Consider the following 26,453-nt stretch of genomic DNA (forward strand, 5'->3'; position numbering starts at 1 on the left):
TTACTCCTCCCTCGCCGGGCCTTGTCGGACGGCCTGCGCCGCTGCGGGTGGCCCGGCGGCAGCGGCTGAACCAGGGGCGTGCTCCACCGGCAAGTGCCAGGGTTTGAAGGGACGGCCCTCGCCCTCGAAGAGCCGGGAGAACAGCTCGTAGAACTCCAGCCGCAGCGCCTGGACACCCGCCACCAGCGCCTCCAGGCAGAAGGCCAGAGCATTGCCGAGCAGGAAGACGAGAACCGCCGCGACGATGCCCACCGGGCCCCGGCCCGCCAGAGCCGTCGTACCGTCCCAGACGATCGCGCCGAGCGCCGCATGCGTCAGGCCGAAGGCCGCGAGTCGTGCGAAGGACACGACGTTGGACCCGATCCGGACCACCGCGTCGAACAACTGAATGCCGGTCTGCACGGCGCCGCCCGGACCGCCCGCCGTGGTCGCGAAAAGCCCTGCCCCGGCCAGCGCCAGGCCGACCGCCGCGATCACGGCCCCCACGACGCCGTACAGCGCCTGGCCGAGCCAGACAGACCCGGCGATGATGGCGAGACCGAGATAGAGCGCCGCCCCGGCGATCCCGGTCGTCGCGTACAGGGCCGCCGCCGGTCCGCCCTCCCGCCACCGGTTGGCGATTCCCGCGGCGTAGGCGACGGCGAGCAGCACTGCGCCGAGCCCGACGGCGACGGCCAGCAGCCGCATGGGCTCCTCCAGCGGCTCCAGCCACAGCACCGGAAGCACCCCGGTCGGGCCGAAGAACTCGCCGTACGCCACCCCGGCCAGAGTGGCGGCCAGCCCGGCCCCGGCGACGAAGGGCCACAGCGGACGCAGCGCCGCAACCCGGCGTGGCCTTCCCGCCCGAAGCAGAAGCGCGATGGCGACCAGCAGCAGCCCGTGACCGGCGTCGCCGAACATCAGGCCGAACATCACCACGTAGACGATCCCGGCCGCCATCGTCGGGTCGAGATCGGCGTAGGGCACGGTTCCGTACGTCGTGACCAGGGGTGTGAAGGAGCGCCGCACGGTCGCCGCGGAGCCCGGAGGCACCTCGCCCGCTCCGGTCAGCAACGTCGGCGGGTCGACGCCACGCGGGGCTCGCAGCGGCACCAGCGCGCCCCCGGCACCGGCGATGCGCGCCGCTGTGGCGCCCACCTCCGTCTCGGGGCACCAGCCGGCCAGTGCCGCGACCGCTCCGTGCCGGACCGCGCTGCCGAGCCGTTCCTCCAACTGCGCCTCGCCCGCCAGCAGGTCCGTGCGGCCCTCGCGCTCCAAGGCGTCCAGGTCGGGGGGCACCGCGCCCAAAGCGGGACGGGCCGGCTCGGCGCGCAGCCGCGTCAGGCGCGTCGCCGCCGGTCCACGGATGTCCGGCCCACCATCGCCGGCCAGGTCGATCTCGACACAGCCCGCCTCAGCGATCCGTACGAGGCTCTCCCGCAGCGCCTCCTCGGGAGCCACGATGGCCACCCTGCGCATACGAACGGGGACCGCGGTCTCAGCCCGGAGCATCGAGCACCTCCGCCGGCCAGTCCCCGGGGCCGCCGCCCCGGCCTGCCAGTTCCAGCGCGCCGCGGGTCCGCCAGGCGTCGGCGGACAGCACGGCCACGGCCCCCACCACCGGCCGGGGCCCGAAGTGGGACCGGCGCAGCAGTTCCCGGCCGTCCCGCTCGACCGCCTTCCACCACCCTGCCTCGGCCCCCCACAGGTCCGCCGGCTCGTCGACGTCCTCCAGCAGCCATCTCGCGGTGGCCGGCAGCGCCTGCCGGAAGTCGGCATACGATCCCGCGCTCACCGCCCGCGGGCCGAGCAGACGGGCCGCCCGGCGGGTGGAGACGTCCGGCATCCGCCGGCCGACGACGAACATCTCGCGGCCGAACAGCAGGGCGAGCCGGGCCGCCGCCCAGCGCGCCGCGTCGGGGACGGTGGTGGCGAGCCGTAGGGCGGCGGAGACCCGCATACCGGTGGCTACCGCTGCCGCGGAGTCGCCCCCGGGGTCGCCCCAGACGGAGGCCGCGAGCGCGTTGCGCAGCTCCGACGGCGTACGGGTGCGGGCGAGCCGCGTCCAGGCGATCGCCAGCGCGCCCAGGCGGTGGGGCGGGACGTGGATGCGTGGGCTCAACGCTCGAGGGTCGGCCGCCAGAGCCCTCAGATGGTGTTCGGTGTTGGAGATCTCGAATCCCGCTGCGAGTGCCCGGATGGCGTCAGCACCGTTCGCTGGTTGCCAGCCGGCGAGGACCCGCAGATGCCACAGCAGGGTCGCCGAGACCGCCCGCTGGCCTTCGGCCGACGTGGCGCCGGGGGTGACGTCGTGCCGATAGGGGGTGGCCGCCAGGTAGCGCAGTGCGTCATCGAGGGTGGGGGACGCGGCCACCTCCCCGATGCCCTCGGCCCCGAGGCACCTGGTCCGCAGGGCGCGTGCCCGGGTCACACCGGCCACCCAGTCAGCGCTCATCAGGGACCACCCTCCCGGGGCGTCCACTGGCCGGGCGACCGATGTCCCCCGGCTGACGGGGGAGTCGGCTGCTCCGCCGCGACGTCCTCCCTGACCAGTGCCACCACTCCGTCGGCGAGCCCGGGCATCCGGCTCCTGGCACGGTCGCGTACGGCGGCGGCCTCGCGTGCTGCTTCGGCGAGCAGGGCCGCCGCCTCGGCCTCGGCGGCCCTCAGTACCTCCTCGGCAGTGCCCGCCCGTACCCGGTCGGCCTCCTGACGCGCCTCGGCCACGATCTGCTCGGCCTGCCGCTGCGCTTCCCGCAGGCGTGACGCGGCGGCCGTGTCGGCCCGTCCTCGCAGGGCACGGGCTTCCGCCTCAGCCTGCTCGAGCATGGCCAGGGACGGTGAGAGTTCCGCACGAAGCTCGGCGGAACGGTCCGAGGGGACACCACCTGGCGCGGCCCGGCCGGGCGATGCCGCCGGCCGGAACCGCGTCAGAAAGTCCCGGAAACCCGTCACGAACTCTCCTTCGGAGCGACCAGGCCCCGCTTCCAGTCTCCGTGCCAGGCGCTGGTGTGTCGCGCCGCGCCGGGCCGCCCGTCCCACTGGAGTGGCGGTTCGGCCCGGAGGCCGCGCCGGCCGAACGATGCGAGACTGACCGCGTAGGCGGACGGCATCCACGGGAGGCGGCCGTGAGCGACTTCGAGCACCGCTCCACGGAGAAGGAAGCCCGCGGTAGCGCGCCGGGCCGCTCTTGGACACCTCGGGAGGAACCGCGCCAGGACGCGCTGCGCCGCTACCTCGCGGCAGTCGCCGCCGCCGCGACGGCGAGAGGCACCGAGGAGCCCGGGCCCGGCGAGGAGAGCCCTGGGACGCCCGTCGCTGCCGCAGCCGGGCCGTCCGCCCGGGAACCGGCGACCCTCCGCGTGCGGGACGTCATGCAGGTGCCGGCGGCTTCCGTCCACGGCGACCTGCCGTTCCTGGACGTGGCTCACACACTCGCCCGCGAGCAGGTGAGCGCTGTTCCGGTGGTCGACGAGGACGACCACGTGATCGGTGTCGTCTCGGAGTCCGATCTGCTGGCGAAGGCTGCCGTCATGGCGGAACCACACCGGCACGGGCCTGTCGGCAGGCTGCGGCAGCACCGCTTGTACGAGAAGAGCCACGGCGAGACGGCAGCCACGTTGATGACCTTCCCGCCGGTCACGGTCCATCCGGCGGAGCGTGTGGCGGACGCCGCGTGGACCGCCGCCCACGCGCGTTTGAAGCGGCTCCCCGTGACCGATCACCGCGGTCGGCTGGTCGGCGTGGTGGGCCGGCGCGAGCTGCTGCTGGCCCTGATCCGTGACGACGCCGAGATCCGGACCGAGGTCGAGTCCCTGGTCGGTCGGCATCTGCTGGATCCGCGCACTGTCGAGGTGACCGTGGAGAACGGCGTGGTGACCATGGCGGGGAGACTGGACAAGGATCTTGTCCCCGGACTGCTTGCGTCGGTGAGGGACATCGATGACGTGGTGGATGTCGTCGACGACATAGAGGCGGTCTGAGCCGTAGTCGCTCACGGGACGCGTGTCACTGCGCGTGGACCGCTACTGCGTGCGGGCGACGAGGAAGTCGGCGCTGCCGGCGAGTGTGGTGAGCCGGGTCGTGTCCTCGTCGTCGATGCGGACGCCGGACCGTTCGCTGAGGACCTCCACGAAACTCAGGAAGTCCAGCGAGTCCATCTCCAGCACGTCGCGGAACGCATCATCGGGCCCGAGAACGGTGACGTCGGCGTCGGGGATGACGGTGGAGATCGATCCCCTGACCATGTCCAGTGCATCCGTCCGGTTCATGTTCATAGCTGCTCCGGGTTCTGAAGGAGGCGAGTGACAGCCGTGAGGTAGCGGGCGCCCACCGCACCGTCTGTCGCCCGGTGGTCGGCCGAGAGGGTCACCGTGACCACAGGGCGCACACCCAGCAGACCGTCGACGGCGCACGGCCGGTCGACCACCCGCCCGAAGCCGACCAGGGCCACCTGCGGCGGGTAGATCACACCGAAGACGGTCTCCACGCCCTGATCGCCGAGGTTGGTGACCGTGATGGTGGCGTCGGACACCTCGGAAGCGCGCAGCCTGCCGGTACGGGCCCGGGTGACGAGGTCCTTCAGAGCGCTCATCAGCTCCGGGAGCGCCAGGGCGTCGGCGTGGTGCAGCGCGGGGGCGACGAGCCCTCCGCCGCGCAGGGACACGGCCACGCCGAGGTGCACGCCCTCGCCCGCCGTGAAGTGGTCGTCGGTCCAGAAGCCGTTGAACTCCGGGACCTCAGTGGCCGCCAAGGCCGCTGCCTTGAGCAACAGGGCAGCGGGGAGCAGCCGTTCACCGACCGGGCTGCGTCGGTTGTGCTCGAGCAGCCAATCCATCGCGGCGGCCATGTCCACAGTGGTGGAGAGGTAGTAGTGGGGGATGTCCTGGTTGGCGCGGGCCATGAGGCCGGCGATCGCGTGCCGCATGGCCACCGTCCGGTTTTCAGACGGGCGTGCCACAGAAGGGCGAGCCACAGCGGGGCGTACAGCGGAAGGACGGTGGGGCGCGGCGCCTGCGGGCGGGGGCGGGGCCGAAGGGCCGGGGGCTGTAAGACGTACGTCCGCCGCACGGACGGCCGACTCCCTGCCCGTCCCCGTCACCGTGGCCAGATCCACGCCCAGTTCGGCGGCCAGGCGCCGGGCGAGGGGAGTGGCCCGCACCCGCGGTGCCTTGGTGCCGGCTCGGGTGGCGGACGCACGCTCGACATCGGTCCGTGTGACGCGTCCTCCTGGTCCGGAGCCGTGCAGTGTCTCCAGGTCGACGCCGCTGTGCTCCGCGAGGTGCCGGACCAGGGGACCCGCCTCGATGTGGCCGCTCGGGTGAACGGCGGACGGCGCTGGGACCGGGGCGGGTTCGGGTGGCGGGGAGGGGCGCCCGGAAGCCGGCCCCCTTTTCGGTGTGTGACGGGCCGGTCGTCGCTCCTTGGGCTCCTCGGCTTCCTGAGCTTTCCCCGGGGTCCCGGACTTCCGGGGCTTCGCCGGTTTCTCGGGTGCCTCCGGCTTCCCGGGTTTCTCCCCCTTCACCCCGATGAGCGCGAGGGGCGTCCCCACCGGCACCGTCGTACCGGGCTCGACGAGCAGCTCCGTCATGGTCCCGGTTTCGAAGCACTCCACCTCGATGGTCGACTTCGCGGTTTCGACGACCGCGACCGGATCGCCCTTGTGCACGGTGTCACCGGGCCCTACCAGCCATTCCAGGAGCGTGCCCTCATCCATGTCCGCGCCGAGGGACGGCATGGTGAACTCGGACATGATCAGTCCACCGCCCGGTGCGTGGCCGCGACGATGTCGGCGGTCTGCGGCAGAGCGGCCTCCTCCAGTTGCCGGGCGTACGGCATGGGAACCTCCGCGCTGCACACCCGCTCGACGGGAGCGTCCAGGTCGTAGAACGACCCTTCGGTGATACGTGCGGACACCTCGGCGGCGAGGCTTCCCGTGCGCCATGCCTCGTCGATGACCACGGCACGGTGAGTACGGGCGACGGAAGCGGTGATGGCCGCGTCGTCGAGGGGACGGAGCGTGCGCAGGTCGATCACCTCCGCGCTGATGCCCTCGGCCGCCAGCTGGTCCGCCGCCGCGAGGGCCTTGGGCAGTGAACCGCCGTACGTGATCAGGGAGATGTCGGTGCCGGGGCGGCGGATCGCGGCGTGGTGCAGGTCCACGGGTTCGGTCGGCGGCGGCAGGAGTTCGCCGGAGACGTTGTAGAGGCTGCCGTGCTCGAAGATCAGTACGGGGTCGGGGTCGGCGAGCGCCGGGGCCAGCATGTGGCGTGCGTCCTCCAGGGTGGCCGGCGTGAGGACGCGGATGCCGGGGATGTGCGCGTACCAGCCTTCCAGGCTGTGGGAGTGCTGGGCGCCGAGCTGCCGTCCGGCGCCCGTGGTCATGCGGATGACCAGCGGCACGGGCAACTGCCCGCCCGACATGTGCAGCAGGGTGGCGGCGTTGTTGAGGATCTGATCGAGGGCGAGCAGACTGAAGTTGACGGTCATGATCTCGACGATGGGCCGCAGCCCGGCCAGGGCGGCGCCGATGCCGGCGCCCACGAACGCGGACTCCGACAGCGGGGTGTCGCGGACGCGCTCGGGGCCGAACTCCTCCAGCAGGCCGAGGCTGACGCCGAAGCATCCGCCGTACCGGCCGACGTCCTCGCCCATGAGGAAGACGCGGTCGTCGGAGCTCAGCGCCTCCCGGAGCGCCTCGCGCATCGCCTCGCGGTAGGTTGTCTTCACGTCCTGCGTCGTGTCGGCGCCCATGGTCAACTCCCCGCCTCCGCAGAGGAACTGGTGACATGGCGGAGCAGGTGCCCGACCGGCTCCTCGGGTGCCTGTTCGGCCGCTTCGACGGCGTGGTCGATCTCGTCGGCGATCCGCTGCTCGATGCGGGCGAGCTCCTTGTCGCCCAGCTCACCCTTCTCACGCATGCGGTCCATGAGCAGGCTCACCGGGTCCCGGGACTTCCACTGCTCGACCTCCCCCTTGTGGCGATACCGGTCCGGGTCGTACATCGAGTGGGCGCGGAAGCGGTACGTGCGCAGTTCCAGGAAGTGCGGTCCGGTGCCGGCCCGGATACCCTCGACGGCCCGTCGGGCGGCCTGCTCGACGGCTTCGGCGTCCATGCCGTCCACGGCCCAGGCGACCATGCCGTAGGAGGCGGCACGCATGGCCAGGTCGGTCTGTGCCTCGTGCCGCTCCAGGGCCGTGCCCATGGCGTAGAGGTTGTTCTCGCAGACGAGCAGTAGGGGCAGCTTCCACAGGGCCGCCAGGTTCGCGGTCTCGTGGAACTCGCCCTCGGCGAAGGCTCCGTCGCCGAAGAAGCAGCAGGTGACATTGGCCCGTCCGCGCATGCGGTCGGCGAGCGCGAGGCCGGCGGCCAGGGGGAGTCCGCCGGCGACGATGGCGTTGCCGCCGTAGAAGCGGCGGCTCGCGTCGAACAGGTGCATGGATCCGCCGCGGCCGCCGCTGCATCCCGTCGTCCTGCCGTACATCTCGGCCATGACGGCCTCGGCCGTGATTCCACGGGCCAGGGCGTGGCCGTGTTCGCGGTACGTGGAGACGACCGCGTCCTCGGGCGTCAGTGCCTCGTTGACGCCGACGGCCACGGCCTCCTCGCCGATGTAGAGGTGGACGAAGCCGCGGATCTTCGCGGCGCTGTACAGCTCGACGCACCGCTCCTCGAAGCGCCGGATGCGCAGCATCGCCTCCAGCAGATCTGTCCGGTGTTCTGGGCCCGTTCGGCCGGCCGGAGGCCCGGTGCTCGCGTTCCGCTGGGCCGACTTGGTCGGCGCGGCCTTCTTACCGGCCTTCGGGCGCGCCGGGTCCTTGCGCGTACGGGCGGGGCGGGCCACGCTCATGTGGATCCCTCCAAGGTTGACAAGTCGCCCGTAGGCAGGCCCAGTTCACGGGCGCGCAGCAGACGGCGCATCACCTTCCCGCTGCGGGTCTTGGGCAGGTTCTGGTCGAACGCGATTTCCCTGGGAGCGACGGCGGGACCCAGCTTGCGGCGGCCGAACGCCAGCAGTTCCCGCTCCAGATCTGCGGTCGGCTCGACATCCGGCCGCAGCGACACGAACGCCTTGACGACGTTCCCGGCGACCGGGTCCGGCCGCCCGATCACGCCGGCCTCGGCCACCGACGGGTGCTCCATCAGCGCGCTCTCCACCTCGAACGGGCCGATCAGATGCCCCGCCGACTTGATGACGTCGTCGGCGCGTCCCACGAACCAGTACCAGCCGTCCGCGTCCCGCCGCACCAGATCCCCGGTCAGGTACCAGCCGTCCGCGAACGAGGCGTCGTAACGCTCCTTGTCGTGCAGATAGCCGCGGAACATCGACGGCCAGCCCGGCCTCAGCGCCAACTCGCCTTCGGCGCCGGGGGTCTCTACCTCCGTGACCCTGCCTTCGGCGACCAGCGCCCGGCCGTCCTCGCCCTGCTTCAGCACGGTCGCCTCGACGCCGGGCAGTGGCTGTCCCATCGAACCGGGACGGATCTCGCAGGCCGCGAAATTCGCGATCATGATGCAGCCGGTCTCCGTCTGCCACCAGTTGTCGTGCACCGGCAGTCCCAGCACGTCCCGGCCCCACACGACGGCCTCCGGGTTGAGGGGCTCGCCGACGGAGGCGATGAAGCGCAGGGCCGACAGGTCGTGGGAGCGGGGCAGGTCGTACGGGCCCTGTCGCGGGGTTGCTCGCATGAGCATGCGCAGAGCCGTAGGGGCGGTGTACCAGACGGTGACCCGTTGCTCGCCGAGGATCCGGTACCAGCGCCGGGCGTCGTAGTCGCCCTCGTCGACGACGACCGTCACGCCGTGGACGAGCGGGGCGATGATGCCGTACGACATGCCGGTGACCCAGCCGGGGTCGGCGGTACACCAGTACACGTCTTCGGGGTGCAGGTCGAGCGCGTACGCGGCCGTGGCGTAGTGGGCGATCACCGCCTCGTGGACGTGGACCGCGCCTTTGGGGGTGCCGGTGGTTCCGCTGGTGAAGTGCAGCAACGCCATGTCCTCGGGGGACGTCGGAGGGGTGGTGAAGGTATCCGGGGCGGCGGACATCAGGTCGTCGAATGATGCTGTGCCGGGCAGGTCCTCCGCGCCGGGCCCGACGATCAGGATGTGCTTCAGTCCGGGAACCGATGCGCGGCGCTCGGCGACCTTGCGCCGGTAGAGGGCCGCGGTGGTCACCAGGACCTGTGCGTCGCCCAACCGCAGCCGCTGCTCGACCGGGTCGGGGCCGAAGGCGGAGAAGAGCGGGCACAGCACACTGGTGTTCTTCAGCGTGCCCAGCACCGTGGTGTACAGCTCGGGGCAGCGGCCCAGCAGCGTGAACACCCGGTCCCCGTGGCCGACGCCGAGGGAGCGCAGGACGTTCGCGAAACGGGCGGTACGGTGGGCCAGTTCCGTGTAGGTGACGGTGGAGACGGAGTCGTCCCGGGCGACGCAGCGGAGCGCTGCCTTGCCCCCGTGAGCGGATGCCGCGTGCCGGTCGACCGCCTCATGGGCCATGTTGAGACCGCCCCCCGGAAGCCCGGCCAGGTCGGTGCGCGCCTTCGACCACCTGAAGGCCGAGCGGGCCCGGTCGTAGTCGGTGAGACGGGGCGGGACGACCGGTGGGGCGTCCTTGTGAATGGTTTCCCAGTGCATCGGTGCTCCTCCCGGCACTGCCCCCGCTTTCCAGAGTCGCCGAGCCCGGCCCGCGCTGCACGTCGGCGGAAGGACACGGCCCGAAAGGGCGGGTGCCGACCTGGGGCCGACGTCATGGAGCCGGGGGCCGCCCGCTTCTTGCGGGCCCGAATCACACGGTGCGCGGCTCTGGTCCGCTTCTCCGTGTCTCCTTGTGGCCCTCGGCTCAATTCCATGGCACCACCCACCACCGGCGTGCTGTAGGGCCGGACGGCCCCGGCCTGGGGACCGGTCGGCCCGTTCGGGCTCCTGGCGTCCGCCCTGTCACTCGCGGTGCAGTACGACCTTGAGAGCGCCCGTGGTGATGCCGCCGGCGAACGCCTCGTAGGCATCCTCCATCCGGTCGAGGGGGAGGGCGTGGGTGACCAGTCCGGAGATGGGCAGGTCTCCGTACCTCACCAGCTCCAGCAGCCACCGTGTGGAGGACGTGTCCACCTGCCCGGTGCTGATGGTCAGGTTCTTGCGCCACAGGGACTCGAGATGCAGCGTCACCGGCTTGCCGTGCACCCCGATGTTGGCGATGTGCCCTCCGGTACGGACGGCGCGGGTGGCCAGAACGAAGCCGTCCGGTTCGCCCGATGCCTCGATGACCACGTCGGCACCCGGTCCCTCGGACAGCTCGGCGATCATCTTGCCGGGCACTTCGGCGGCATCTGCCCCCACACCGGTGGCGGCTGCGAGCCGCGCGGCGGACGGGTCCACCACGATGATCCGCCGGGGCGAGTACAGCCGCGCGATGACCACCGAGGCGAGACCGACAGGACCCGCCCCGACCACGACCACGGTGTCGCCCGGGCTCACGTGGCCGTTCCGTACCCCGACCTCGTAGGCCGTGGGGAGGAGTTCGGAGAGCAGGACCGCTTCCTTGAGTGGGACCTTCCACGGCCGCCGGTGGGTGGAGTGGTCGGCGAAGGGAATCCGCACCAGCTCGGCCTGGGTCCCGTTGATCAGATTGCCGAGAATCCATCCGCCGCCCCCGCTGCACTGCCCGAGCTTGGTGTCATGGCATTCCCGGCAGCGGCCGCAGGCCGAGACGGCCGACACGATCACCTGGTCCCCGGGACGCACGTGGTGGACGTCGCGCCCGACCTCCAGAACCTCACCGACGGCCTCGTGCCCGAGGACCGTCCCGGGCTTCACCTCGGGGAGATCGCCCCGCAGGATGCGCAGGTCACTGCCACAGACGGTGGCGGCGTCGACGCGCACGATCGCGTCGGTCGGCTCCTCGATCGCGGGGTCCGGGACGGGGTCCCAGGAGATCTGTCCGGGGCCGTGGTAGACGAGCGCTCGCACGATACTCACTCCCTCGCTCCCCCACTCCACGGTCACTCCCGAGGGATGTGCGGGCAACTGCAATCATCGGCCCGTCGGACCGCCGGCACGGCGGGCTCCGTCGTCTCGTGGTCGGCTGGTGTTGCATGACCGCATGGATCGAGCTGCCGCTGCGCCGATCAGCGAGAACCGGCCCGTCAGCCCGGCCGGGTCGGCGGCGCAACATCCCGCCGCGACATTCTGGTAGCGCCCGGCACCCGGTCCCGGATCTACGAGGGTCCACCCGCCCATTCAGTCCGGCTCCATGTAGGGGCGGCGGAAGACCGGGGCCTGGCCTGAGCCCCACGGGCGTACGGCTGTCAGCGCCCGGGCGACCGCGGACTCCAACGGGCCGCTGGTGTCGACCGCGACCGCCTCCGGCCATGACGGTTCCCCGGCCGCCATGGCAGCGGCGATGTCGAGGTCGGCGTCGGAGATTCCGGAGGCGCGCGTGGTCAGGCGGGCGGCTGTCACGTCGCCCGGCACGTGGCAGCGGAGGGCCACCAGGTCGGCGCTGGTGCGTTCGGCCACGTGCAGTGCCGCTTGGCGTTGTCCCGCATCGGACCAGGTGGCGTCCAGCACGACGGACTCGCCGGCGGACAGCAGGGCGGACGCACGGTCGAGCAGGGTGGCGTAGGTCCTGGCCGTCCACTCGGGGCTGTACAGGCCCTCGCCGTATGCGGCGGCCGCGGGCTGCTCGGCGGGGATGCCCGCCAGCTCCTTGCGGACTCGGTCGCTGCTGAGCAGCGTGACCCCCAGCCGGTCGGCCAGAGCTCCGGCGAGGGTGGATTTCCCGCTGCCCGGCAGCCCGCCGACCAGCGTCAGACCCACGGCGGAGGTCCGCAGATGGCGCAGCGTCGTCGAGACCAGCCGTCGTGACGCCGCCGCTGCGTCCGGTGCGCCCTGGCGTGCCTGGATCAGGGAGACCTTGGCGCGAACGAAAGCGCGGTAGGCGACGTAGTGGTGCCACAGGGAAGGAGGTGCGGGGTCGCCGGAGTACTCGCTGTACTGGGCGAGGAAGTACGCGGCGGCCTCCGGGGCGCCGAGCTGTTCCAGGTCCATGGCGAGGAAGGCGGCGTCGTCGAGACCGTCGACGTAGCGCAAGTGGTCGTCGAACTCCAAGCAGTCCAGGACGCGAGGACCGTCGTCGAGGCTGAAGACGTCCTCGGCGAGCAGATCACCATGACCGTCGACCACCCGCCCCTGCTCGACACGTGACGCGAACAAACGCTCACGCCCGGCGAGATAGCGGCGCACGAGCAGCTCCACCTCCGCAACACCGTCCGGGACGAAGCCGTCGGCAGCCAGCGCGCGGACCTGCTCGAAACTGGCCTCCCAGCGGGACGACAGCGCATCCCGCGTGCCCTGTTCGTCCACGTCCCGGCCGCGGGGGGCCTCGGCGTGCCACGTCGCAACCTGGCGGGCGAGGGCCCGCAGGATGTCGTCGACGGCGGCCCCGTCCCGCACCAGTCGGGAGAGGCGGCGATCCGCGGGCATGCGGCGCATCACCACGAGCGGCTCGGGCGCTGCCGCGTCGGGGCTGCGGATCTCGCCCAGACCCAGATAGACGTCGGGAGCGAAGCGGCGGTTGAGAGTGACTTCCCGTTCGCACGCGGCTCGCCGGGACGCCAGCGCGGTGTAGTCGAGAAATTTCAGATCCACTGGCTTCTTGAGCTTGTATGCGTGGTCGCCGACGAAGAACACGACGGAGGTGTGCGTCTCACACACCTCCGCGCGCGGCAGCGGCTCGCCTTGGTGCCGGGCACCGGATCGGGGCACCGACGCGTCATCCGGCGTCACCGACCGAACCGATCTCTCACCGCTGCCAGGTTCAGTCATGAGGGACGACGGCGACGGGGCAGCGCCCATGGTGGATGGCGGCCTGGGTGACGGGACCCAGGTGCGGCGCCAGACCCGGACGGTGTTGGCGTCGGCCGACGACCAGCAGGACGGCGGCTTCGGCGGCCTGTACGACGGCCTTGGCCGGGCTTGCGAGAAAGATGCTGTCGGCCACGTCCACCTGCGGATACTTCTCACGCCAGGGGCGGAGCGCCTTGCTCAGGTGTTTCTGCGCGTCCCGCCTCATCTCCTCGGTGACGTCGTGATCCACACCCCAGGGCACGCGTGCATGGAGTGGCACGCTTCGGCCGTGGACGGCCAGAAGAGGCACGCCCCTGGCCGCAGCCGTATGGAAGGCGAAGTCGAGCAGACTTTCCGAGGAATCGCGCAACTTCAGCGCCACGACCACGCGACTCACGGGTGCCGGGACCGGCTCCTTCTCCCCGGTGTCGGCGCGGACCAGCACCACCGGCCGCTGGGCCCGTGCCACGACCGGCATGCTGACGTCGCCCAGGAAGTAGCTCGCGACAGACTCCAGCCCTCGTGAACCGAGCACGAGCGCCTCGGACTCCGAGGCCGCTTGCACCAGAGCGTTCTCGGCGTCTTCGGCGACCAGGCTCGCGCTGATGGGCAGGTCCGGATGACGCGTCTGAAGCTCCGCCTGCGCGGTGTGGACGAGACGCTTCGCCCAGTAGTTCTGATCGACTTCCGCGGGGACGCGGGCCGGTTCCGGCGCCAGCATCGGCCACGCGTGCAGCAGGCGCAGGGTGAGCTTGCGCTTCGCGGCCTCGTCGGCTGCCCAGCGGGCGGCCGCAAGGCTCTCGGGTGAACCGTCGAGGCCCACGGTGAGGACTGGTTGCATGGCACCGGCCTCCGTCTCATAGCAAGCTGGAAATGACGGCTGACGAGTCCGATCGCCGGACTGGTCCGGGTGTTGCCGACATGCCGAGCGTGGCGGGTTCCTCATTCGAGGAGTACCCCAATCCCTTGCACGGCGCATGTGCACCACCCGCCGGGGAGGGGGCCGGAAGCCGGGCGGCCGGAGAGGAGGCAGGGGCGATGACGATTCCCTTGGTGGCCGGCGTCGACGGGTCCGAGGCGAGCCTGGAGGCGGTGGACTGGGCCGCCGACGAGGCGGTCCGGCACGGAGTGCCACTTCACCTCCTGCACGCGGCACCGCGGGACCACGAGGTGTCCGACGTCATCGCTCACGCCTCGGAACGTGCCGTCAAGGGGGCGCCCACGGTGCGGCTGTCGAGCGAGGTGCTGCACGACGACGCGGCCTCCGCCCTGGTCGACAAGGGACGCAACGCCTTCGCGCTGGTGCTCGGCTCCAGAGGGCTCGGAGACCTCGCCGGAATGCTTCTGGGATCCGTCAGCCTCGCCGTGGCGGCACGCGCGGACTGCCCGGTCGTCGTGGTCCGCGGCGCGGCGGAGCACCGGAATTCCCGGTTCAATACCGTGGTCGTCGGCGTCGAGGAGGGCGAGGGCAGCGGCACGGCCGTGCAGTTCGCCCTCCGTGAGGCCCAGGTGCGGCGCTGCCGGCTGGTCGCGGTACATGCCTGGAGCGCCCCGTTGGGTGCCCTCACCACACCTCAGGCCCCCTCGTGGTACGCCCTGGAAGCCCACCGCCGCTCGCCGGCGCAGGTGCTCGACGACGCCCTGCGCACTTCGCAGGAGCAGTACCCCGACGCCCGGGTGGGCCGACGGGTGATCAATGGACCGGCACGCCAAGCACTGCTGGAAGCCGCGTCGGAGGCGGATCTGCTGGTCGTAGGCGCCCGCAGACGACAAGGGCACCTGGGCCTGCAACTGGGCCTGACCAACCACGCGCTACTGCATCACGCGCCGTGCCCGATCGCGGTCGTTCCCCGGATATGACCGCGGCCGGCAGGGACGGACCGGGTCGGCGGGTCGGTGCCCGACCAGGGCCGGAAGGCGGCCCGCCAGGGACCTTCGGCCCTGTGACCGAAAGTCCGCATTTGTCCGATGGTGGAAACGAAGCAGTGGGGAAACGGGACCAGCGACCTGCTGGAGGGCGACTCATGAGTGCACAAGGTTCGCCGTACGCGTCCGGTCCATCCCCGGCGCGCAGGGAACTCTCGGCCAAGGGGACGAACCCCCTGCTCCGGCCGTCCGACAGGTTCGAGACCTGGATCCGCCGCTTCCTGATGCTCGTCCTGGTCTTCGGACTGCCGGTGGCAGCGCTCAGCGCGGGGCTGACAGCGTACGAGTCGTCGATGCGCACCGTGCGGGTCCAGTCGGCCGAACGACAGGAGGCCACCGCCCGGCTGACGTCGAGCGTCGAAGGCGCCACCGCGGACGGGAAGCAACAGGCGCAGGTCCGCTGGACCGACGACAACGGCAAGGTCCGGACGGGAACGACCCTCGTGAAGTCGGGAACGCCCGAGGGGGCCACCGTGCCGGTGTGGCTGGACCGGGAGGGAACCATCACCAGCCCGCCGATGACCACGCTCACCGCGACGACCAACGGCTGGTTCGTGGGCGGCATGGCGGCGGTCGGAGCGGTCGGCGGGTTCTTCGCGTTGCGTGGAGGCACGCGCCGCGTGCTGGACCGGAGAAGGTACGCCCAGTGGGACGCCGAATGGGACCTCGTGGAGCCCCTGTGGTCCGGGCGCTTCCGCAGGTGACGGGCAGAGACCGGACGTGCGCGAGGAGGCGACGCCGATGTCCGTGGCGACGACCACCGATCTGTACGAGGTGACGATGGCCATGTCCTACCTCGAGGAGGGGATGACGGGCCCGGCCACCTTCAGCCTCTTCGTCCGCGACCTCCCTCCTGAGCGGGGCTTCCTGGTCGCCGCAGGACTGGAGTCGGCCCTGGACTACCTGTCGGGCCTCCGAGTGGGCCCCGAGGACGTCGACGCCTTCGCTTCCGCGCTGCACCGGCCGCCGCGGGATCTTCAGCCCCTGCTCGGCCTGGAGTTCACGGGTGACGTGCGGGCCGTACCGGAGGGCCGGATCGTGCTCGCGGGGGAGCCGCTGCTGGAGGTGACCGCACCGCTTCCACAGGCGCAGTTGGTCGAAACGTACGTGCTCAACCAGCTCAGCCACCAGACGGCGATCGCCTCGAAGGCAGCGCGTTGTGTGCTCGCGGCGGCCGGGCATCCGGTCGTGGACTTCTCCCTGCGGCGCGCCCACGGTCCGCAGGCCGGGTTCCAGGCCGCCCGGCTCGGTGCGATGGCCGGCTTCGCGGGCACCAGCAACGTGGCTGCGGCCACGGCTCTCGGCATCCCCGCCGTCGGCACGATGGCCCACTCCTACGTGGAGGCGTTCGCCACGGAGGAAGAAGCGTTCCGCGCGTTCGCACGCTGCCACCCCGGCCCCGTGACGTTGCTGGTGGACACCTACGACACCGAGGAGGGCGTCCGCGTCGCGGCGCGCGTCCTTCGGGACCTGGACCGCGGTCCCGGCTCGGCCGTCCGGCTGGACAGCGGCGACCTCGGAGCCCTGGCGGCCCGGGCACGCTCCATTCTCGACGAGGCGGGCCTGCCGGAGGTGCGGATCATCGCCAGCGGGGGTCTCGACGAGTACGCCGTGGACGATCTGGTCCGCTCCGGAGCGCCGATCGACACCTACGCCGTCGGGACCCGGGTCGGGGTCTCGGCCGACGCCCCGTACCTGGACTCCGCGTACAAGATGGTGGAGTACGACGGGCGCCCGGTGATGAAGCTGTCGTCGGCGAAAGTGACCGCACCCGGCCCCAAGCAGGTGTTCCGCCGCGCGGCGTACGCCGACGTGATCCGTCTCGCCGACGAGCCGTCGCAGGGCGACGGCAGCCCACTGCTGGAGACGGTGATGCACGGTGGGCAGCGCACCGGCGGCAGGTCCACGCTCGGCGTGTGCCGGGAGAAACTCGCCGCCGACCTGGCCGGTCTGCCAGCAGACGCCCGCCGGATACGGGACCCGGTCGCGCCCCGCGCGACGGCCTCCGAGCACTTGGGCGCACTCGCCCGCCGCGTCCGGCGCCACATCGACGAACAGACGTCGGCTCCCTACGCACGGCCCGTGCGTCCATGACGGGCCGATCCGGATCGCAGTGAGGAGGAAAGTGATGCCACATACGGTGGAATGGAAGGTTCGTCTCCACCTCTTCGAGGACGACGAGGGAGCGACGAAGGCACATGTGGTGCTGGACACCGGCACCACGGAGCTCACCGGCCAGGGAACCGCGCACCGTCATCCGGCGGACACGAACGTGCCGGAGATCGGCGACGAACTGGCGGCGGGCCGGGCCATGCGAGCACTCGCCCAGCGACTGCTGGACATCGCCGAGCGTGACATCGAAGGCGTCGGGGCGTCCCGGCCGAGCACCCGTCAGGCCGCCGGGTGGCGCTTGTGACCCACGGCGGCAGGCACGTCAAGGAGGATCACTCATGACGCATCCCGCACGACACGGCAGGGGCGGGCTTCCGGCAGCCTTGCGTGAGCTGGAGGACCTCCGTAGCAGGGTCGACCAGCTCATGCACGCCGCCTTCCCTGGTGGTGGCACCTCCCCGTTCGGCGCGGCCGAGCCCTGGGCGCCGCTGGCCGACATCGAGGACACCGAGGACGCCTACCTGGTGGAACTCGAGCTTCCCGGAGTGGAGAAGGACCAGATCACCGTGGAGGTGGACGAGGGCGAACTCGACATCCACGGAGAGATCAAGGAGAAGGAACACGCAGGGGTGGTACGCAGGCACACCCGCCGCATCGGGCAGTTCGACTACCGCACGACGCTGCCCCCGAACTCCGACACCGAGCACATCAGCGCGGATCTGACCCACGGGATCCTCACGGTGCGCGTCCCGAAGACCGAGCAGGGAAAGGCACACCGCATCGAGATCAGCGGCTGAGTCGGCTGTGGGGCCGCTCACCGGGAACGCGTCCGGGGTCGGGCGGGTGCCCGTTTGCCTCCGGAGGGCCGGCGGTCGTGGCGTCGGCCCTCCGCCCGGCCACCGTTTCCGTACGGCTCAGCCGCCGGGGGACGAAAGGCGGGCGTCGTCGTTCCGGTAGTCGATGTGCCCGGTGACCGAGACCACGCCGTCGACGCTGCCGCACAGCCGCTCGATGACGGGAATCAGGCTCCTGAACTCGACGGAGCCACCGAGCTCGACCCGTCCGTCGCGCACCTCGGCCGTCACCTCCGAGGGAGCGAGGCCCATCGTGCGCCACAGCACGTCCTCGGTGATCTCGTCACGGATGGCGTCGTCCCGGCGCAGGAAGATCCGCAGCAGGTCACCACGGCTGACGATGCCCAGCAGCCGGTCCGTCTCGTCCACCACGGGCAGCCGCTTGACGTGATGGACCTCCATCAGCCGGGCGGCCTCGACCACGCTCCACTCAGGACGTGCGCACACCGCAGGAGCGGACATCAGCTCCTCGGCGCGGGACCCCTCCGCCTTGGCCCGCTCCCATGCCTCGAGGTGTGGAACCGGGCTGCGACCGGACGGGTCGGCCTGGTCGGCGCTCTTGCGCAGCAGATCGGCTTCCGACACCACACCCGCGGGACGGTCCAGATCGTCCACGACGGGTACGGCGGTGACGTCGTTCTCCGCCAGCAGTCTGGCGATCTCCTTGAACGGCGTGTCACGCCGCGCTCGGACGACGTCCCGGCTCATGAGTTCCGCGACCGTTCGGTGGCGCATGTCGGCTCCCATCCGGTACGTGACAGTCAGTCGTCTCGGCCCACCCCGCGGATAGGGACCGGTCGGCCCATGCGGTGGCCTGTCGCGCGTGGCACGTTGGTTACAACACCATTCTGAGGAGAGGGCGGCGACCATGCGAGCTCACCTCGGTGACCAACTCGTCATCGAAAGCCCGGCGACCGGCGCCACCAGGCGCGACGGCGAGATCGTCGGACTCCACCACGAGGACGGAACACCTCCCTACGACGTGCGCTGGTCGGACACGGACGAAGTGACGCTCGTGTTCCCCGGCCCCGACGCGCACCTCCGCCACGTTGAGCACCGACAGCCGCCCGGGGCTCCCCAGGGGGCTTCCCAGCCGGACACGGTCGAGCCGGGATCCGTCCGCGCGGCAGCCCCGCCGACCGGGACTCCCAACCCCGGCGACATCGGCCGGCGCGTGGCCGCGGAACGCCACAGGAGTGGGCTCAGCCTTGGCGAAACGGCCCGCCGCGCCTGCATGTCGCCCGACTACCTGGCGTATCTGGAGCAGCAACCCGCCGACCCGAGCCCGGGGACTCTCGTCAGGCTGGCCGACGCGCTGGGCACCACCGTCGCTGCCCTGCGCGGCGGCGGCGTCGATCTGCCTCCCGGCCAAGGCCAGGCGCTCCTGCACCCGCGGCTGAGGGATCTCAGCCCGCAGGAGTGCCGCACGCTGCTCTCCACGCACGGTGTGGGGCGCATCGCGCTCCCGGCATCCGACGGTCGCCCGGCGGTGGTCCCGGTCAACTACGAGGTCGTCGACGACGCCATCGCCTTCCGGACCGCCCCCGGGTCGATGCCGGCGGCCGCCGTGGGGAAGGAGGTCGCCTTCGAGGTGGACCACGTGGACGAGGCCATGAGCCAGGGCTGGAGTGTGCTGGCAGTCGGCCCGGCGCGCGTCGTCACCGATCCCGACGCCGTGCGCGGGCTCACCCGACGAGCCCACACCACGCCCTGGGCAGGCGGTGAACGCGAGATGTGGGTGTCGATCCGGCCCGCGAGCCTCACGGGCAGGCGCATCACCCCTGGCGACGAGTGAGCCACCGCAGGACCGGTCCCCTCCGGGCCTGCCGCCTACTCGCGAGAGGAGACTCCGGTGAGCGGACAAGAACCGTCCGACGAGCGCCTGACGGACCTGGTCCACGACGCTGCCGCCGCCCCGTCGATGCACAACGCACAGCCTTGGCGCTTCCGCTACCTCCGGCGCAGCCGCACGTTCGAGATGCGCGCCGACTTCGAGCGGGCCATGCCCCGCTCCGACCCCCGTACCCGCGGCCTTCACATCGGCTGCGGCGCGGCCCTGCTGAACCTGCGTGTCGCCGTGGCTCACGAGGGCTGGCATCCGGAGACCCGGCTGCTGCACGACCCGTCCGATCCGGCACTCCTGGCGAGTGTGCGGCTGGCCGCACCCGGAGCCGGGGAGAACGACCTCGGCGCGCTGTATCCGGCGATCCACGAACGGCACAGCAGCCGCTTCCCGTTCGACGACACGGAGATACCCCGTGCCGTGCGGAAGGAACTCGGCGAGGCCGCCCGGCGTGAGGGGGCCGTGCTGACGTTCCCCACCTCATGGCATCTGCAGGAGGTGCTGGAGGTGGTCCGGGAAGCCGAGGCACGCAACCTCACCGACCGCGGCAGCGACCAGGATCTGGCCGAATGGACCCGTACCGGGGCTCCGTCGGTGAGCATGACCGACGACGGAGTCCCGGAGTACGCCTTCGGGCCGCGCAAACGCGGGGGCAAGGCTCCCATGCGGGACTTCGCGGGCCCGCGGCAGGTGGCGGGACGGGACGCCGCTGACTTCGAGCAGAGCCCCCAGGTGGCCCTCGTCAGCACGAGCCACGACCGTCCGGAGGACTGGCTGCGCGCAGGCCAGGCCATGGAACGCGTCCTGCTGCTGGCCACTTTGGAGGGCCTGTCCAGCTCCTTCGCCACCCAGCCCCTCGAATGGACGGACCTGCGCTGGCCGCTGCGTGATCCGGTCACCGGGACGGGTTACACGCAGATGCTGCTGCGCCTCGGGTACGGCCCCAAAGGCCCCCGTACGCCGCGCCGACCAGTGGCGGAGGTACTCGACATCCGGCCTTGACCTGCCCTGCGGACCGCAGACCGTCGGTGCCGGGCGCCGACCGGCACACGGGTCACAGACCGTTCTCCGGCCTGTCCGGACCGGCTGACTGGCCGGTGAGCTGCGGCTCGACGTCCACGACGCCCTCCACGGCGCGCACGAGGCGCACGGCGACCGAGATGAGCGAGGTGTCGTGGATGTGTCCGCGGAGGGTGACGACCCCCTCGTGCACGTTCACGTGGATGGCGTGGCTGAAGGCCGGGAAGAGGTAGGACACCACGGTGCGGCGGACCTCCTCCTCGATGTCCTCGTCCGACCGCAGGAAGACCTTCAGCAGATCGGCACGGCTGACGATGCCCTGGAGCATGCCCACCCGGTCGACCACGGGCAGCCGCTTGACGTGCCGGACGGCCATGATCCTCGCGGCCTGGGCCAAGGTGGCGTCCGGATGGACCGTGACAGCGGGGGTGCTCATGAGCTCCTCCGCCGTGACGCCCCCGGCCTTGGCGACGTCGGACAGGCGCCGGCGCTGCTCGAAGAGGTTCGGGTCGCTGTCGCGGAACTCCTCCTTGGGCAGCAGGTCGGCCTCGGACACGACGCCGATGACGCGCCCTTCGCCTTCCAGGACCGGCATGGCACTTACCTTCCACTGCTCCATGGTCCGGACGATCTCCTTGAACGGCGCGTCGCGTCCCACGGCCACGACCGTCTGGGTCATCACATCGCTCACGATGTGCGGGGTCTCGGACACCGCGAACCACCTCGTCTCGCCTCGTCAGGGCACCTCGCCCGCGCCGTAGGGCGCGTACAGGTCGAGCAGCCGAACCCGCGCGGACCTGAGCCGCCCCGCGATCACTGCGGCGACATAGGCCAACAGTTCCTGCTTCAGTTCCGGGTCCTTCCCGCACAGCTCACCGACCGCGGCCGCGTCGAACTCGTAGGCGCGCACCGGGCTGGTGGCCTGGGCGCCCAGGTGCCAGTGATGGGGAGCGACCAGCCAGGACCAGCCCAGCAGTTCCCCGGCTCCGAGGGTCTCGATGACAGCCGCCCGGCGGCCGGGAACATGGACATCGAGAGCGACGGTGCCCGTGTGGATGATCCAGAAGCGGTCGGCTTTCGCGCCCTCGTTGAAGATCCGCTCGTCGATCGCGAACGACACTTCACGAGCGAGCGACATGAGCTGCTCCTGATGCTTCTTGGTCAGGGCGCCGAAAGCGCCGGTCCTCGCAACCACGATCGCCTCCCTTCACCATGACCTCGAAGCGGAGCGGGCTCGTATCCGGCCGAAGAGACAGCCGTGACTGAGATGGCAGGGCGGCACTCCGTTTCTTCTGCCACCTGACTCCACGATCGTCGCAAATCGGCGCCGTGCAACCTGGGTGCGGGTGCCCCTGCCAAGAGTCACTCCACGTGTCGCGACGGGCCCGGGGCGGTGCGACGGTATTGACAGGGACTTCCCGGTAGTGCCTGCGGCAGGAAGGTGATGGTGACCATGGAACTCCCGCTGCTCGTCGGTGTCGACGGATCGGAGTCCAGCCTGCAGGCCGTGGACTGGGCGGTGGACGAGGCGGCACGTCTCGGGCTGCCTCTGCGGCTCGTCCACGCCTCTTTGTGGGAGCGGTACGAGGGAGGCCTCCCCTCCTTCAGCACCGACCGTCCGGCCGAGGAGATTCTGGCCGAGCACATCGCGGCGTCCTGCGCGGAACGCGCCCAACTGCGCAACCCGCAGGTGAAGGTGTCGAGCGACGTGCTGCCCGACGACGCCGTGTCCGCGCTCCTGCACGCGGCTCATGAATCCTTCGCCCTGGTCGTGGGCTCCCGCGGTCGCGGCGAGGTCGCCGGGCTGCTGCTGGGGTCGGTCAGCCTCGCGGTGGCCGCCCGTGCGGTGTGCCCGGTCCTCGTGGTCCGCGGCGGGGAGCGGAACCAGCAGGGAACCTTCGGCAAGGTCATGGTCGGCGTCGGCGATTCGGCGGAGGGCTCGGCCGCTGTGCGGTTCGCCTTCCGCGAGGCCGAGGCGCGCGGCGGCGCCCTGCACGCGGTACGGGCCTGGCGCCGCCCCGCCCGTGAGCACGTGGACCATCCCCTGGTCGCGGACGACGCCGCCGGTGCCCACGAGGAACGGGCCTCAGCGCTCCTCACCGACGCACTGCGCGACGCCGTACGGGACCATCCCCAGGTCGATGTGCATCGCCGAGCGGTCGAAGGCCCCGCACACAAGGTCCTCCTGGATGCCTCGACCGAGGCCGATCTGGTGGTCGTGGGCGCGTTGAGGCGGCACGGTCACTTCGGTCTTCAGCTCGGCAGGGTCGCCCACACCCTGCTGCATCACGCCGAATGCCCGGTGGCCGTCGTCCCGCAGCGGGCCTGATCCGGCGCGCGTCTCACGCTCCGGCACATCTCGTCGAGCGAGAAGGGGAGGGCGCGGATGTCGGACTGGACATGGGAGTACGAAGGCTACGACCCCACGGCCGAGCGGCTGCGCGAATCACTCTGCACGCTGGGCAACGGCTGCTTCGCCACGCGTGGCGCGGCGCCGGAGTGCCGGGCGGGCCTGGTGCACTACCCGGGGACCTACGCCGCCGGGTGCTACAACCGCCTGGAGTCGACCGTGGCGGGACGGCACGTGGTGAACGAGGACCTGGTCAACCTTCCGAACTGGCTGCTTCTGCGGTTCCGTGTGCGCCGCACCGGGGGAGCGTGGTGCCCGTGGTTCTCTCCTGACACGAGCGCGCTGCTGGACTACCGGCACGTCCTGGACCTGCGCCGGGCCACGCTCACTCGCACGCTTCGTTTCCGGGACGGCGATGTGGGCGTGCTCGGCGTCCGGCAGACCCGCCTGGTGCACATGGGGGACCCTCACCTGGCGGCCCTGCGGACGGTCTTCACACCCGAGGACTGGTCGGGGGAGATCGAGATCCAGTCCTGCCTCGACGGTGACGTGATCAACGGCAATGTGCATCGTTACCGCGCACTCAACGGGAGCCACCTGACCCATGTGCGGACGGGGGCACAGGAGCCCGACACGGTCTGGCTCGGCTGCCGTGCCAGCACCTCGGGCATAGGTGTCGCCATGGCCGCCCGGACGGTCGTCGCCGACCGGTCCGCGGCCTCTTCGGAGCTGCGTCCCGCCCGGCGCCGTGCCGTGCACCGCCTGGTGGTCCCGATCGCTCCGGGCCGGCCCGTCGACGTGGAGAAGACCGTGGCGCTGTTCACCTCCCGCGACACGGCGATCAGCGACCCGCTGGAGGCAGCACTCGACCGGGTGTCCACGGCGGGGGGCATCCCGGAGCTGCTGGACTCCCACGTCGCCGCGTGGGAGCGGTTGTGGCGGCGCGCGGACATCGAGGTGCCCGGCCGGGCCGGCCGCGTCCTGCGCCTCCATCTCTTCCACGTCCTGCAGACGCTCTCGCCGCACACGGCGGACCTGGACGTGGGAGTGCCGGCCCGGGGCCTGCACGGTGAGGCGTACCGGGGCCATGTGTTCTGGGACGAACTGTTCGTGCTGCCGTATCTCAACCTGCACTTCCCCGAGGTCTCCCGGGCCCTGCTGAACTACCGCTACCGACGCCTCCCGCGCGCGTGCCGGGCGGCCGCCGCCACCGGCCGGGCCGGGGCGATGTACCCGTGGCAGAGCGGCAGCGACGGCCGCGAGGAGACTCAGGTGTGGCATCTCAACCCGCACTCGGGGCGCTGGCTGCCCGACCACTCCCGGCTGCAGCACCACGTGGGCTCGGCAGTCGCCTACAACGTGTGGCAGTACTGCGAGGCCACCGGCGACACGGAGTACCTGCACACCAAGGGCGCGGAGATGCTGCTTCAGATCGCCCGCTTCTGGGCCGACCTCGCGCGCTTCGACCCCGGCACGGGCCGCTACCGCATCCACGGCGTCGTCGGCCCCGACGAGTACCACGACGGCTACCCGGGTGCCGCCAGGCCAGGCCTGGACGACAACACGTACACCAATGTCACCGCCGCCTGGGTCCTCACCCGTGCCCTGGACCTCCTGCGGCGCCTTCCCGCCTGGCGCCGGGAGGAACTGTTCGAACGCGTCCGGCTGGGCGGCGACGAACTCCCCAGGTGGGAGGAGGTCTCCCGGCGGTTGCGGGTGCCGTTCCACCAGGGCGTCATCAGCCAGTTCGAGGGCTACGACGCCCTTGCCGAGCTGGACTGGGACGCCTATCGAGCGCGCTACGACAGCATCCGGCGCCTGGACCGGATCCTGGAGGCCGAGGGCGACACGGTCACCCGCTACAAGGCGTCCAAGCAGGCCGACGTCCTCATGCTCGGCTATCTCTTCTCGCCCGCCGAACTGCGGGGTCTGTTCCGGCGCCTCGGGTACGACCTGGACGACGAGGTCTGGCGCAGGACTGTCGACTACTACCTCCAGCGCACCAGCCACGGGTCCACGCTCAGCGGGCTCGTCCACGGCCTGGTCCTCGCCCGCGCGCGACGGGCCGGGGCATGGGAGTACGTCCAGGAGGCATTGGAGGCGGACATCGCCGACATCCAGGGCGGCACGACCGGCGAGGGCATCCATCTCGGGGCCATGGCCGGCACCCTCGACCTGGTCCAGCGGGGTCTGACCGGACTGGAGACGCGCGAGGACGCCCTGTGGCTGGACCCCGTCCCCCTCCCGGCACTGTCCGAGTACGGATTCTCGCTGCGCTACCGCGGTCACTGGGGTGTCGGCGTCCGGCGCCGAAGAGGACAGCTGGAGATCGCAGTGCCCGACTCGGAGGAATCGCCGATCCGCGTGGTGCTGGCCGACCGGGCGGTGACGGTCGCGCCCGGGGAGACCTGCACGCTCGAGCTGCCGACGACTTGAGCAGCGCACACGGGCGTGCCGGGCCCCGCGGCTGCCGCATGATCCACCACACACGCCGTAGGCTCCGAGAAAGCGGGTTCCGCTTGAGGCGACAAGGGCCGTGGGAGACGTGAATGAAGTGGCTGGTCTCGCTGGTCGGTGCCGGGCTCGTCATGATCACCCTGCGGGACCTGTTCCACACCCTCTGGCACCCCACCCGCCACGGTGGCCTGAGCCGCCTCGTCATGACGGTGCTGTGGCGACTGGCCCGGCGTTTTCGTGCGCACAGGCGTGTCGTCGGGCTCGTGGGACCGCTCGCCATGGTGACGGTGGTGAGCATGTGGGCCGTCACCGTCATCCTCGGCTGGGCCATCGTCTACTGGCCTCACATGCCCGGGGCGTTCACCTTCTCGCCCGGTTCCGAGGCGGCGCGGGAGCCGGCGCTGCTCGACTCCGTGTACCTGTCGCTCGTCACGGTCGCCACCCTGGGACTGGGGGACATCGCGCCCGCCGAGAGCTGGCTTCGCCTGGTCTCACCGCTGGAAGCCCTCGTCGGCTTCGCCCTCCTGACGGCCACGGTCTCCTGGGTGCTGGAGATCTACCCGGCGCTCACCCGTAGAAGGGTCCTGGCCATCCGGCTGGCGCTGCTGCGTGACTCGGTCCCGACGACGCAGCAGATCGACTGCACGGCGGGGGCGCTCCTGCTGGACAGCCTGGCCACCGAGGTCGTACGCGTCCGAATCGACTTCACCCAGTACGCCGAGGCGTATTACTTCCATGACGGGGAGGACCACTCGTCGCTGGCGGCCGTGGTCGGTTACGCCGATGCCCTTGCCCGACGCGGGCAGGCCGCGCGGCGGCCGGAGGTGCGACTGGCCGGTGAGCTGCTCGCCGGTGCCCTGAAGGACTTCGCGGCCATCCTTGACCAGCGCTTCCTCCATACGGGCGGTACGCCGACGGAAGTGTTCGCCGCGTACGCCGACGATCACGGCCGCAGCCGCGCGCAGCTTTGAGTAAGGATGCACTCTGAGAAGGCGGGGGTACGTCCCTCGGCTCGGTGGCCGGGTACACGACGGGAGCGGTGGATGGCAGCCCATGCGCGGAATG

25 protein-coding genes are annotated in these 26,453 nt (G+C 71.3%); 11 read left to right on the forward strand and 14 right to left on the reverse strand.

Annotation, left to right across the window (positions count from 1 at the left end):
- Genes GTY56_RS13340 through GTY56_RS13350 form a run of 3 tightly spaced genes read right to left on the reverse strand, consistent with a single transcriptional unit; the run spans nucleotide 1 to nucleotide 2,808 of the window.
- Entirely contained in the window at nucleotides 1–1,440 is a 1,440-nt protein-coding gene (locus GTY56_RS13340) for a V-type ATPase 116kDa subunit family protein (RefSeq protein WP_346345477.1), read from the reverse strand.
- Nucleotides 1,441–1,477: 37 nt separating this feature from the next.
- Nucleotides 1,478–2,434, reverse strand: a complete 957-nt coding sequence (locus GTY56_RS13345; RefSeq protein WP_161365487.1) for a V-type ATPase subunit — start codon at nucleotides 2,432–2,434, stop codon at nucleotides 1,478–1,480.
- Complete coding sequence (locus GTY56_RS13350) at nucleotides 2,434–2,808, reverse strand: hypothetical protein (protein WP_161365489.1); 375 nt, start codon at nucleotides 2,806–2,808, stop codon at nucleotides 2,434–2,436. Before GTY56_RS13350 ends, GTY56_RS13345 begins: the two co-directional genes overlap by 1 nt.
- Before the next feature lie 299 nt (nucleotides 2,809–3,107).
- Between GTY56_RS13350 and GTY56_RS40525 the strand changes: the two genes are divergently transcribed.
- The gene (locus GTY56_RS40525; protein ID WP_161365491.1) at nucleotides 3,108–3,962 is read left to right on the forward strand and encodes a CBS domain-containing protein; all 855 of its coding nucleotides are present in this window, start codon (nucleotides 3,108–3,110) and stop codon (nucleotides 3,960–3,962) included.
- 42 nt (nucleotides 3,963–4,004) lie between these two features.
- Here GTY56_RS40525 and GTY56_RS13360 read toward each other — a convergent pair whose 3' ends face one another.
- From GTY56_RS13360 to GTY56_RS13395, 8 genes are all read right to left on the reverse strand, one after another.
- On the reverse strand, nucleotides 4,005–4,250 hold the full coding sequence (locus GTY56_RS13360; protein WP_237524770.1) for an acyl carrier protein: 246 nt from the start codon (nucleotides 4,248–4,250) through the stop codon (nucleotides 4,005–4,007).
- Between the two features lie 2 nt (nucleotides 4,251–4,252).
- On the reverse strand, nucleotides 4,253–5,731 hold the full coding sequence (locus tag GTY56_RS13365) for a dihydrolipoamide acetyltransferase family protein (RefSeq protein ID WP_161365494.1): 1,479 nt from the start codon (nucleotides 5,729–5,731) through the stop codon (nucleotides 4,253–4,255).
- Between the two features lie 2 nt (nucleotides 5,732–5,733).
- A complete protein-coding gene (locus tag GTY56_RS13370; protein WP_161365496.1) occupies nucleotides 5,734–6,732 on the reverse strand; it encodes an alpha-ketoacid dehydrogenase subunit beta in 999 nt (332 codons plus the stop codon).
- A gap of 2 nt (nucleotides 6,733–6,734) precedes the next feature.
- Entirely contained in the window at nucleotides 6,735–7,829 is a 1,095-nt protein-coding gene (gene pdhA / locus GTY56_RS13375) for a pyruvate dehydrogenase (acetyl-transferring) E1 component subunit alpha (protein WP_161365498.1), read from the reverse strand.
- Complete coding sequence (gene acsA / locus GTY56_RS13380) at nucleotides 7,826–9,616, reverse strand: acetate--CoA ligase (RefSeq protein ID WP_161365500.1); 1,791 nt, start codon at nucleotides 9,614–9,616, stop codon at nucleotides 7,826–7,828. Before acsA ends, pdhA begins: the two co-directional genes overlap by 4 nt.
- Before the next feature lie 303 nt (nucleotides 9,617–9,919).
- Nucleotides 9,920–10,948, reverse strand: coding sequence for an alcohol dehydrogenase catalytic domain-containing protein (locus GTY56_RS13385; protein WP_161365618.1), 1,029 nt, complete (start codon nucleotides 10,946–10,948; stop codon nucleotides 9,920–9,922).
- Nucleotides 10,949–11,218: 270 nt separating this feature from the next.
- Nucleotides 11,219–12,694 carry an AAA family ATPase gene (locus tag GTY56_RS13390; protein WP_161365619.1) on the reverse strand — a complete coding sequence of 492 codons (1,476 nt, stop codon included), beginning with the start codon at nucleotides 12,692–12,694 and terminating at the stop codon, nucleotides 11,219–11,221.
- 103 nt (nucleotides 12,695–12,797) lie between these two features.
- Entirely contained in the window at nucleotides 12,798–13,667 is an 870-nt protein-coding gene (locus GTY56_RS13395; protein ID WP_161365501.1) for a universal stress protein, read from the reverse strand.
- Nucleotides 13,668–13,864: 197 nt separating this feature from the next.
- Between GTY56_RS13395 and GTY56_RS13400 the strand changes: the two genes are divergently transcribed.
- The 5 genes from GTY56_RS13400 to GTY56_RS13420 all read left to right on the forward strand — a co-directional run bounded on the left by GTY56_RS13400 (nucleotide 13,865) and on the right by GTY56_RS13420 (nucleotide 17,661).
- Complete coding sequence (locus tag GTY56_RS13400) at nucleotides 13,865–14,686, forward strand: universal stress protein (protein ID WP_161365502.1); 822 nt, start codon at nucleotides 13,865–13,867, stop codon at nucleotides 14,684–14,686.
- 164 nt (nucleotides 14,687–14,850) lie between these two features.
- Nucleotides 14,851–15,456, forward strand: a complete 606-nt coding sequence (locus GTY56_RS13405; RefSeq protein ID WP_161365505.1) for an Rv1733c family protein — start codon at nucleotides 14,851–14,853, stop codon at nucleotides 15,454–15,456.
- A 37-nt stretch (nucleotides 15,457–15,493) separates the two neighbouring features.
- Complete coding sequence (locus GTY56_RS13410; RefSeq protein ID WP_161365507.1) at nucleotides 15,494–16,846, forward strand: nicotinate phosphoribosyltransferase; 1,353 nt, start codon at nucleotides 15,494–15,496, stop codon at nucleotides 16,844–16,846.
- 34 nt (nucleotides 16,847–16,880) lie between these two features.
- Complete coding sequence (locus tag GTY56_RS13415; RefSeq protein ID WP_161365509.1) at nucleotides 16,881–17,168, forward strand: DUF1876 domain-containing protein; 288 nt, start codon at nucleotides 16,881–16,883, stop codon at nucleotides 17,166–17,168.
- Nucleotides 17,169–17,202: 34 nt separating this feature from the next.
- Nucleotides 17,203–17,661: an Hsp20/alpha crystallin family protein gene (locus tag GTY56_RS13420; RefSeq protein WP_161365510.1), complete on the forward strand. Its 459-nt coding sequence runs from the start codon at nucleotides 17,203–17,205 to the stop codon at nucleotides 17,659–17,661.
- Between the two features lie 117 nt (nucleotides 17,662–17,778).
- Here GTY56_RS13420 and GTY56_RS13425 read toward each other — a convergent pair whose 3' ends face one another.
- Nucleotides 17,779–18,453, reverse strand: a complete 675-nt coding sequence (locus GTY56_RS13425; protein ID WP_161365512.1) for a CBS domain-containing protein — start codon at nucleotides 18,451–18,453, stop codon at nucleotides 17,779–17,781.
- Nucleotides 18,454–18,586: 133 nt separating this feature from the next.
- Here GTY56_RS13425 and GTY56_RS13430 point away from each other — a divergent pair, with 133 nt between their 5' ends.
- Together GTY56_RS13430 and GTY56_RS13435 are read left to right on the forward strand one after the other, a co-directional pair.
- On the forward strand, nucleotides 18,587–19,513 hold the full coding sequence (locus tag GTY56_RS13430; RefSeq protein ID WP_161365514.1) for a pyridoxamine 5'-phosphate oxidase family protein: 927 nt from the start codon (nucleotides 18,587–18,589) through the stop codon (nucleotides 19,511–19,513).
- Nucleotides 19,514–19,570: 57 nt separating this feature from the next.
- Entirely contained in the window at nucleotides 19,571–20,563 is a 993-nt protein-coding gene (locus tag GTY56_RS13435) for an Acg family FMN-binding oxidoreductase (protein ID WP_346345478.1), read from the forward strand.
- Between the two features lie 52 nt (nucleotides 20,564–20,615).
- Here GTY56_RS13435 and GTY56_RS13440 read toward each other — a convergent pair whose 3' ends face one another.
- Both GTY56_RS13440 and GTY56_RS13445 read right to left on the reverse strand, forming a co-directional pair.
- The gene (locus GTY56_RS13440) at nucleotides 20,616–21,293 is read right to left on the reverse strand and encodes a CBS domain-containing protein (protein WP_161365516.1); all 678 of its coding nucleotides are present in this window, start codon (nucleotides 21,291–21,293) and stop codon (nucleotides 20,616–20,618) included.
- A gap of 24 nt (nucleotides 21,294–21,317) precedes the next feature.
- On the reverse strand, nucleotides 21,318–21,719 hold the full coding sequence (locus GTY56_RS13445) for a Crp/Fnr family transcriptional regulator (protein ID WP_161365623.1): 402 nt from the start codon (nucleotides 21,717–21,719) through the stop codon (nucleotides 21,318–21,320).
- 315 nt (nucleotides 21,720–22,034) lie between these two features.
- On the opposite strand from GTY56_RS13445, the gene GTY56_RS13450 reads away from it, so the two are divergent.
- From GTY56_RS13450 to GTY56_RS13460, 3 genes are all read left to right on the forward strand, one after another.
- The gene (locus GTY56_RS13450) at nucleotides 22,035–22,910 is read left to right on the forward strand and encodes a universal stress protein (RefSeq protein WP_161365518.1); all 876 of its coding nucleotides are present in this window, start codon (nucleotides 22,035–22,037) and stop codon (nucleotides 22,908–22,910) included.
- 57 nt (nucleotides 22,911–22,967) lie between these two features.
- Nucleotides 22,968–25,367 (forward strand): glycoside hydrolase family 65 protein, encoded by a 2,400-nt coding sequence (locus tag GTY56_RS13455; protein ID WP_161365520.1) that lies wholly within the window; start codon nucleotides 22,968–22,970, stop codon nucleotides 25,365–25,367.
- Nucleotides 25,368–25,480: 113 nt separating this feature from the next.
- A complete protein-coding gene (locus GTY56_RS13460) occupies nucleotides 25,481–26,359 on the forward strand; it encodes a potassium channel family protein (protein ID WP_161365522.1) in 879 nt (292 codons plus the stop codon).
- The last annotated feature ends 94 nt before the right edge of the window (nucleotides 26,360–26,453 follow it).

It is taken from the genome of Streptomyces sp. SID5643, from assembly GCF_009872555.1.
Classification (GTDB): domain Bacteria; phylum Actinomycetota; class Actinomycetes; order Streptomycetales; family Streptomycetaceae; genus Streptomyces; species Streptomyces iakyrus.

Excerpts from the sequence above, each read along its gene's own strand:
- GTY56_RS13345 (WP_161365487.1), bottom strand. The coding sequence starts at position 2,434 with ATGAGCGCTGACTGGGTGGCCGGTGTGACCCGGGCACGCGCCCTGCGG.
- GTY56_RS13350 (WP_161365489.1), bottom strand. The coding sequence starts at position 2,808 with ATGCTCGAGCAGGCTGAGGCGGAAGCCCGTGCCCTGCGAGGACGGGCC.
- GTY56_RS13360 (WP_237524770.1), bottom strand. The coding sequence starts at position 4,250 with ATGAACCGGACGGATGCACTGGACATGGTCAGGGGATCGATCTCCACC.
- GTY56_RS13365 (WP_161365494.1), bottom strand. The coding sequence starts at position 5,731 with ATGTCCGAGTTCACCATGCCGTCCCTCGGCGCGGACATGGATGAGGGC.
- GTY56_RS13370 (WP_161365496.1), bottom strand. The coding sequence starts at position 6,732 with ATGGGCGCCGACACGACGCAGGACGTGAAGACAACCTACCGCGAGGCG.
- pdhA (WP_161365498.1), bottom strand. The coding sequence starts at position 7,829 with ATGAGCGTGGCCCGCCCCGCCCGTACGCGCAAGGACCCGGCGCGCCCG.
- acsA (WP_161365500.1), bottom strand. The coding sequence starts at position 9,616 with ATGCACTGGGAAACCATTCACAAGGACGCCCCACCGGTCGTCCCGCCC.
- GTY56_RS13395 (WP_161365501.1), bottom strand. The coding sequence starts at position 13,667 with ATGCAACCAGTCCTCACCGTGGGCCTCGACGGTTCACCCGAGAGCCTT.
- GTY56_RS13400 (WP_161365502.1), top strand. The coding sequence starts at position 13,865 with ATGACGATTCCCTTGGTGGCCGGCGTCGACGGGTCCGAGGCGAGCCTG.
- GTY56_RS13405 (WP_161365505.1), top strand. The coding sequence starts at position 14,851 with ATGAGTGCACAAGGTTCGCCGTACGCGTCCGGTCCATCCCCGGCGCGC.
- GTY56_RS13410 (WP_161365507.1), top strand. The coding sequence starts at position 15,494 with ATGTCCGTGGCGACGACCACCGATCTGTACGAGGTGACGATGGCCATG.
- GTY56_RS13415 (WP_161365509.1), top strand. The coding sequence starts at position 16,881 with ATGCCACATACGGTGGAATGGAAGGTTCGTCTCCACCTCTTCGAGGAC.
- GTY56_RS13420 (WP_161365510.1), top strand. The coding sequence starts at position 17,203 with ATGACGCATCCCGCACGACACGGCAGGGGCGGGCTTCCGGCAGCCTTG.
- GTY56_RS13425 (WP_161365512.1), bottom strand. The coding sequence starts at position 18,453 with ATGCGCCACCGAACGGTCGCGGAACTCATGAGCCGGGACGTCGTCCGA.
- GTY56_RS13430 (WP_161365514.1), top strand. The coding sequence starts at position 18,587 with ATGCGAGCTCACCTCGGTGACCAACTCGTCATCGAAAGCCCGGCGACC.
- GTY56_RS13445 (WP_161365623.1), bottom strand. The coding sequence starts at position 21,719 with ATGTCGCTCGCTCGTGAAGTGTCGTTCGCGATCGACGAGCGGATCTTC.
- GTY56_RS13450 (WP_161365518.1), top strand. The coding sequence starts at position 22,035 with ATGGAACTCCCGCTGCTCGTCGGTGTCGACGGATCGGAGTCCAGCCTG.
- GTY56_RS13455 (WP_161365520.1), top strand. The coding sequence starts at position 22,968 with ATGTCGGACTGGACATGGGAGTACGAAGGCTACGACCCCACGGCCGAG.
- GTY56_RS13460 (WP_161365522.1), top strand. The coding sequence starts at position 25,481 with ATGAAGTGGCTGGTCTCGCTGGTCGGTGCCGGGCTCGTCATGATCACC.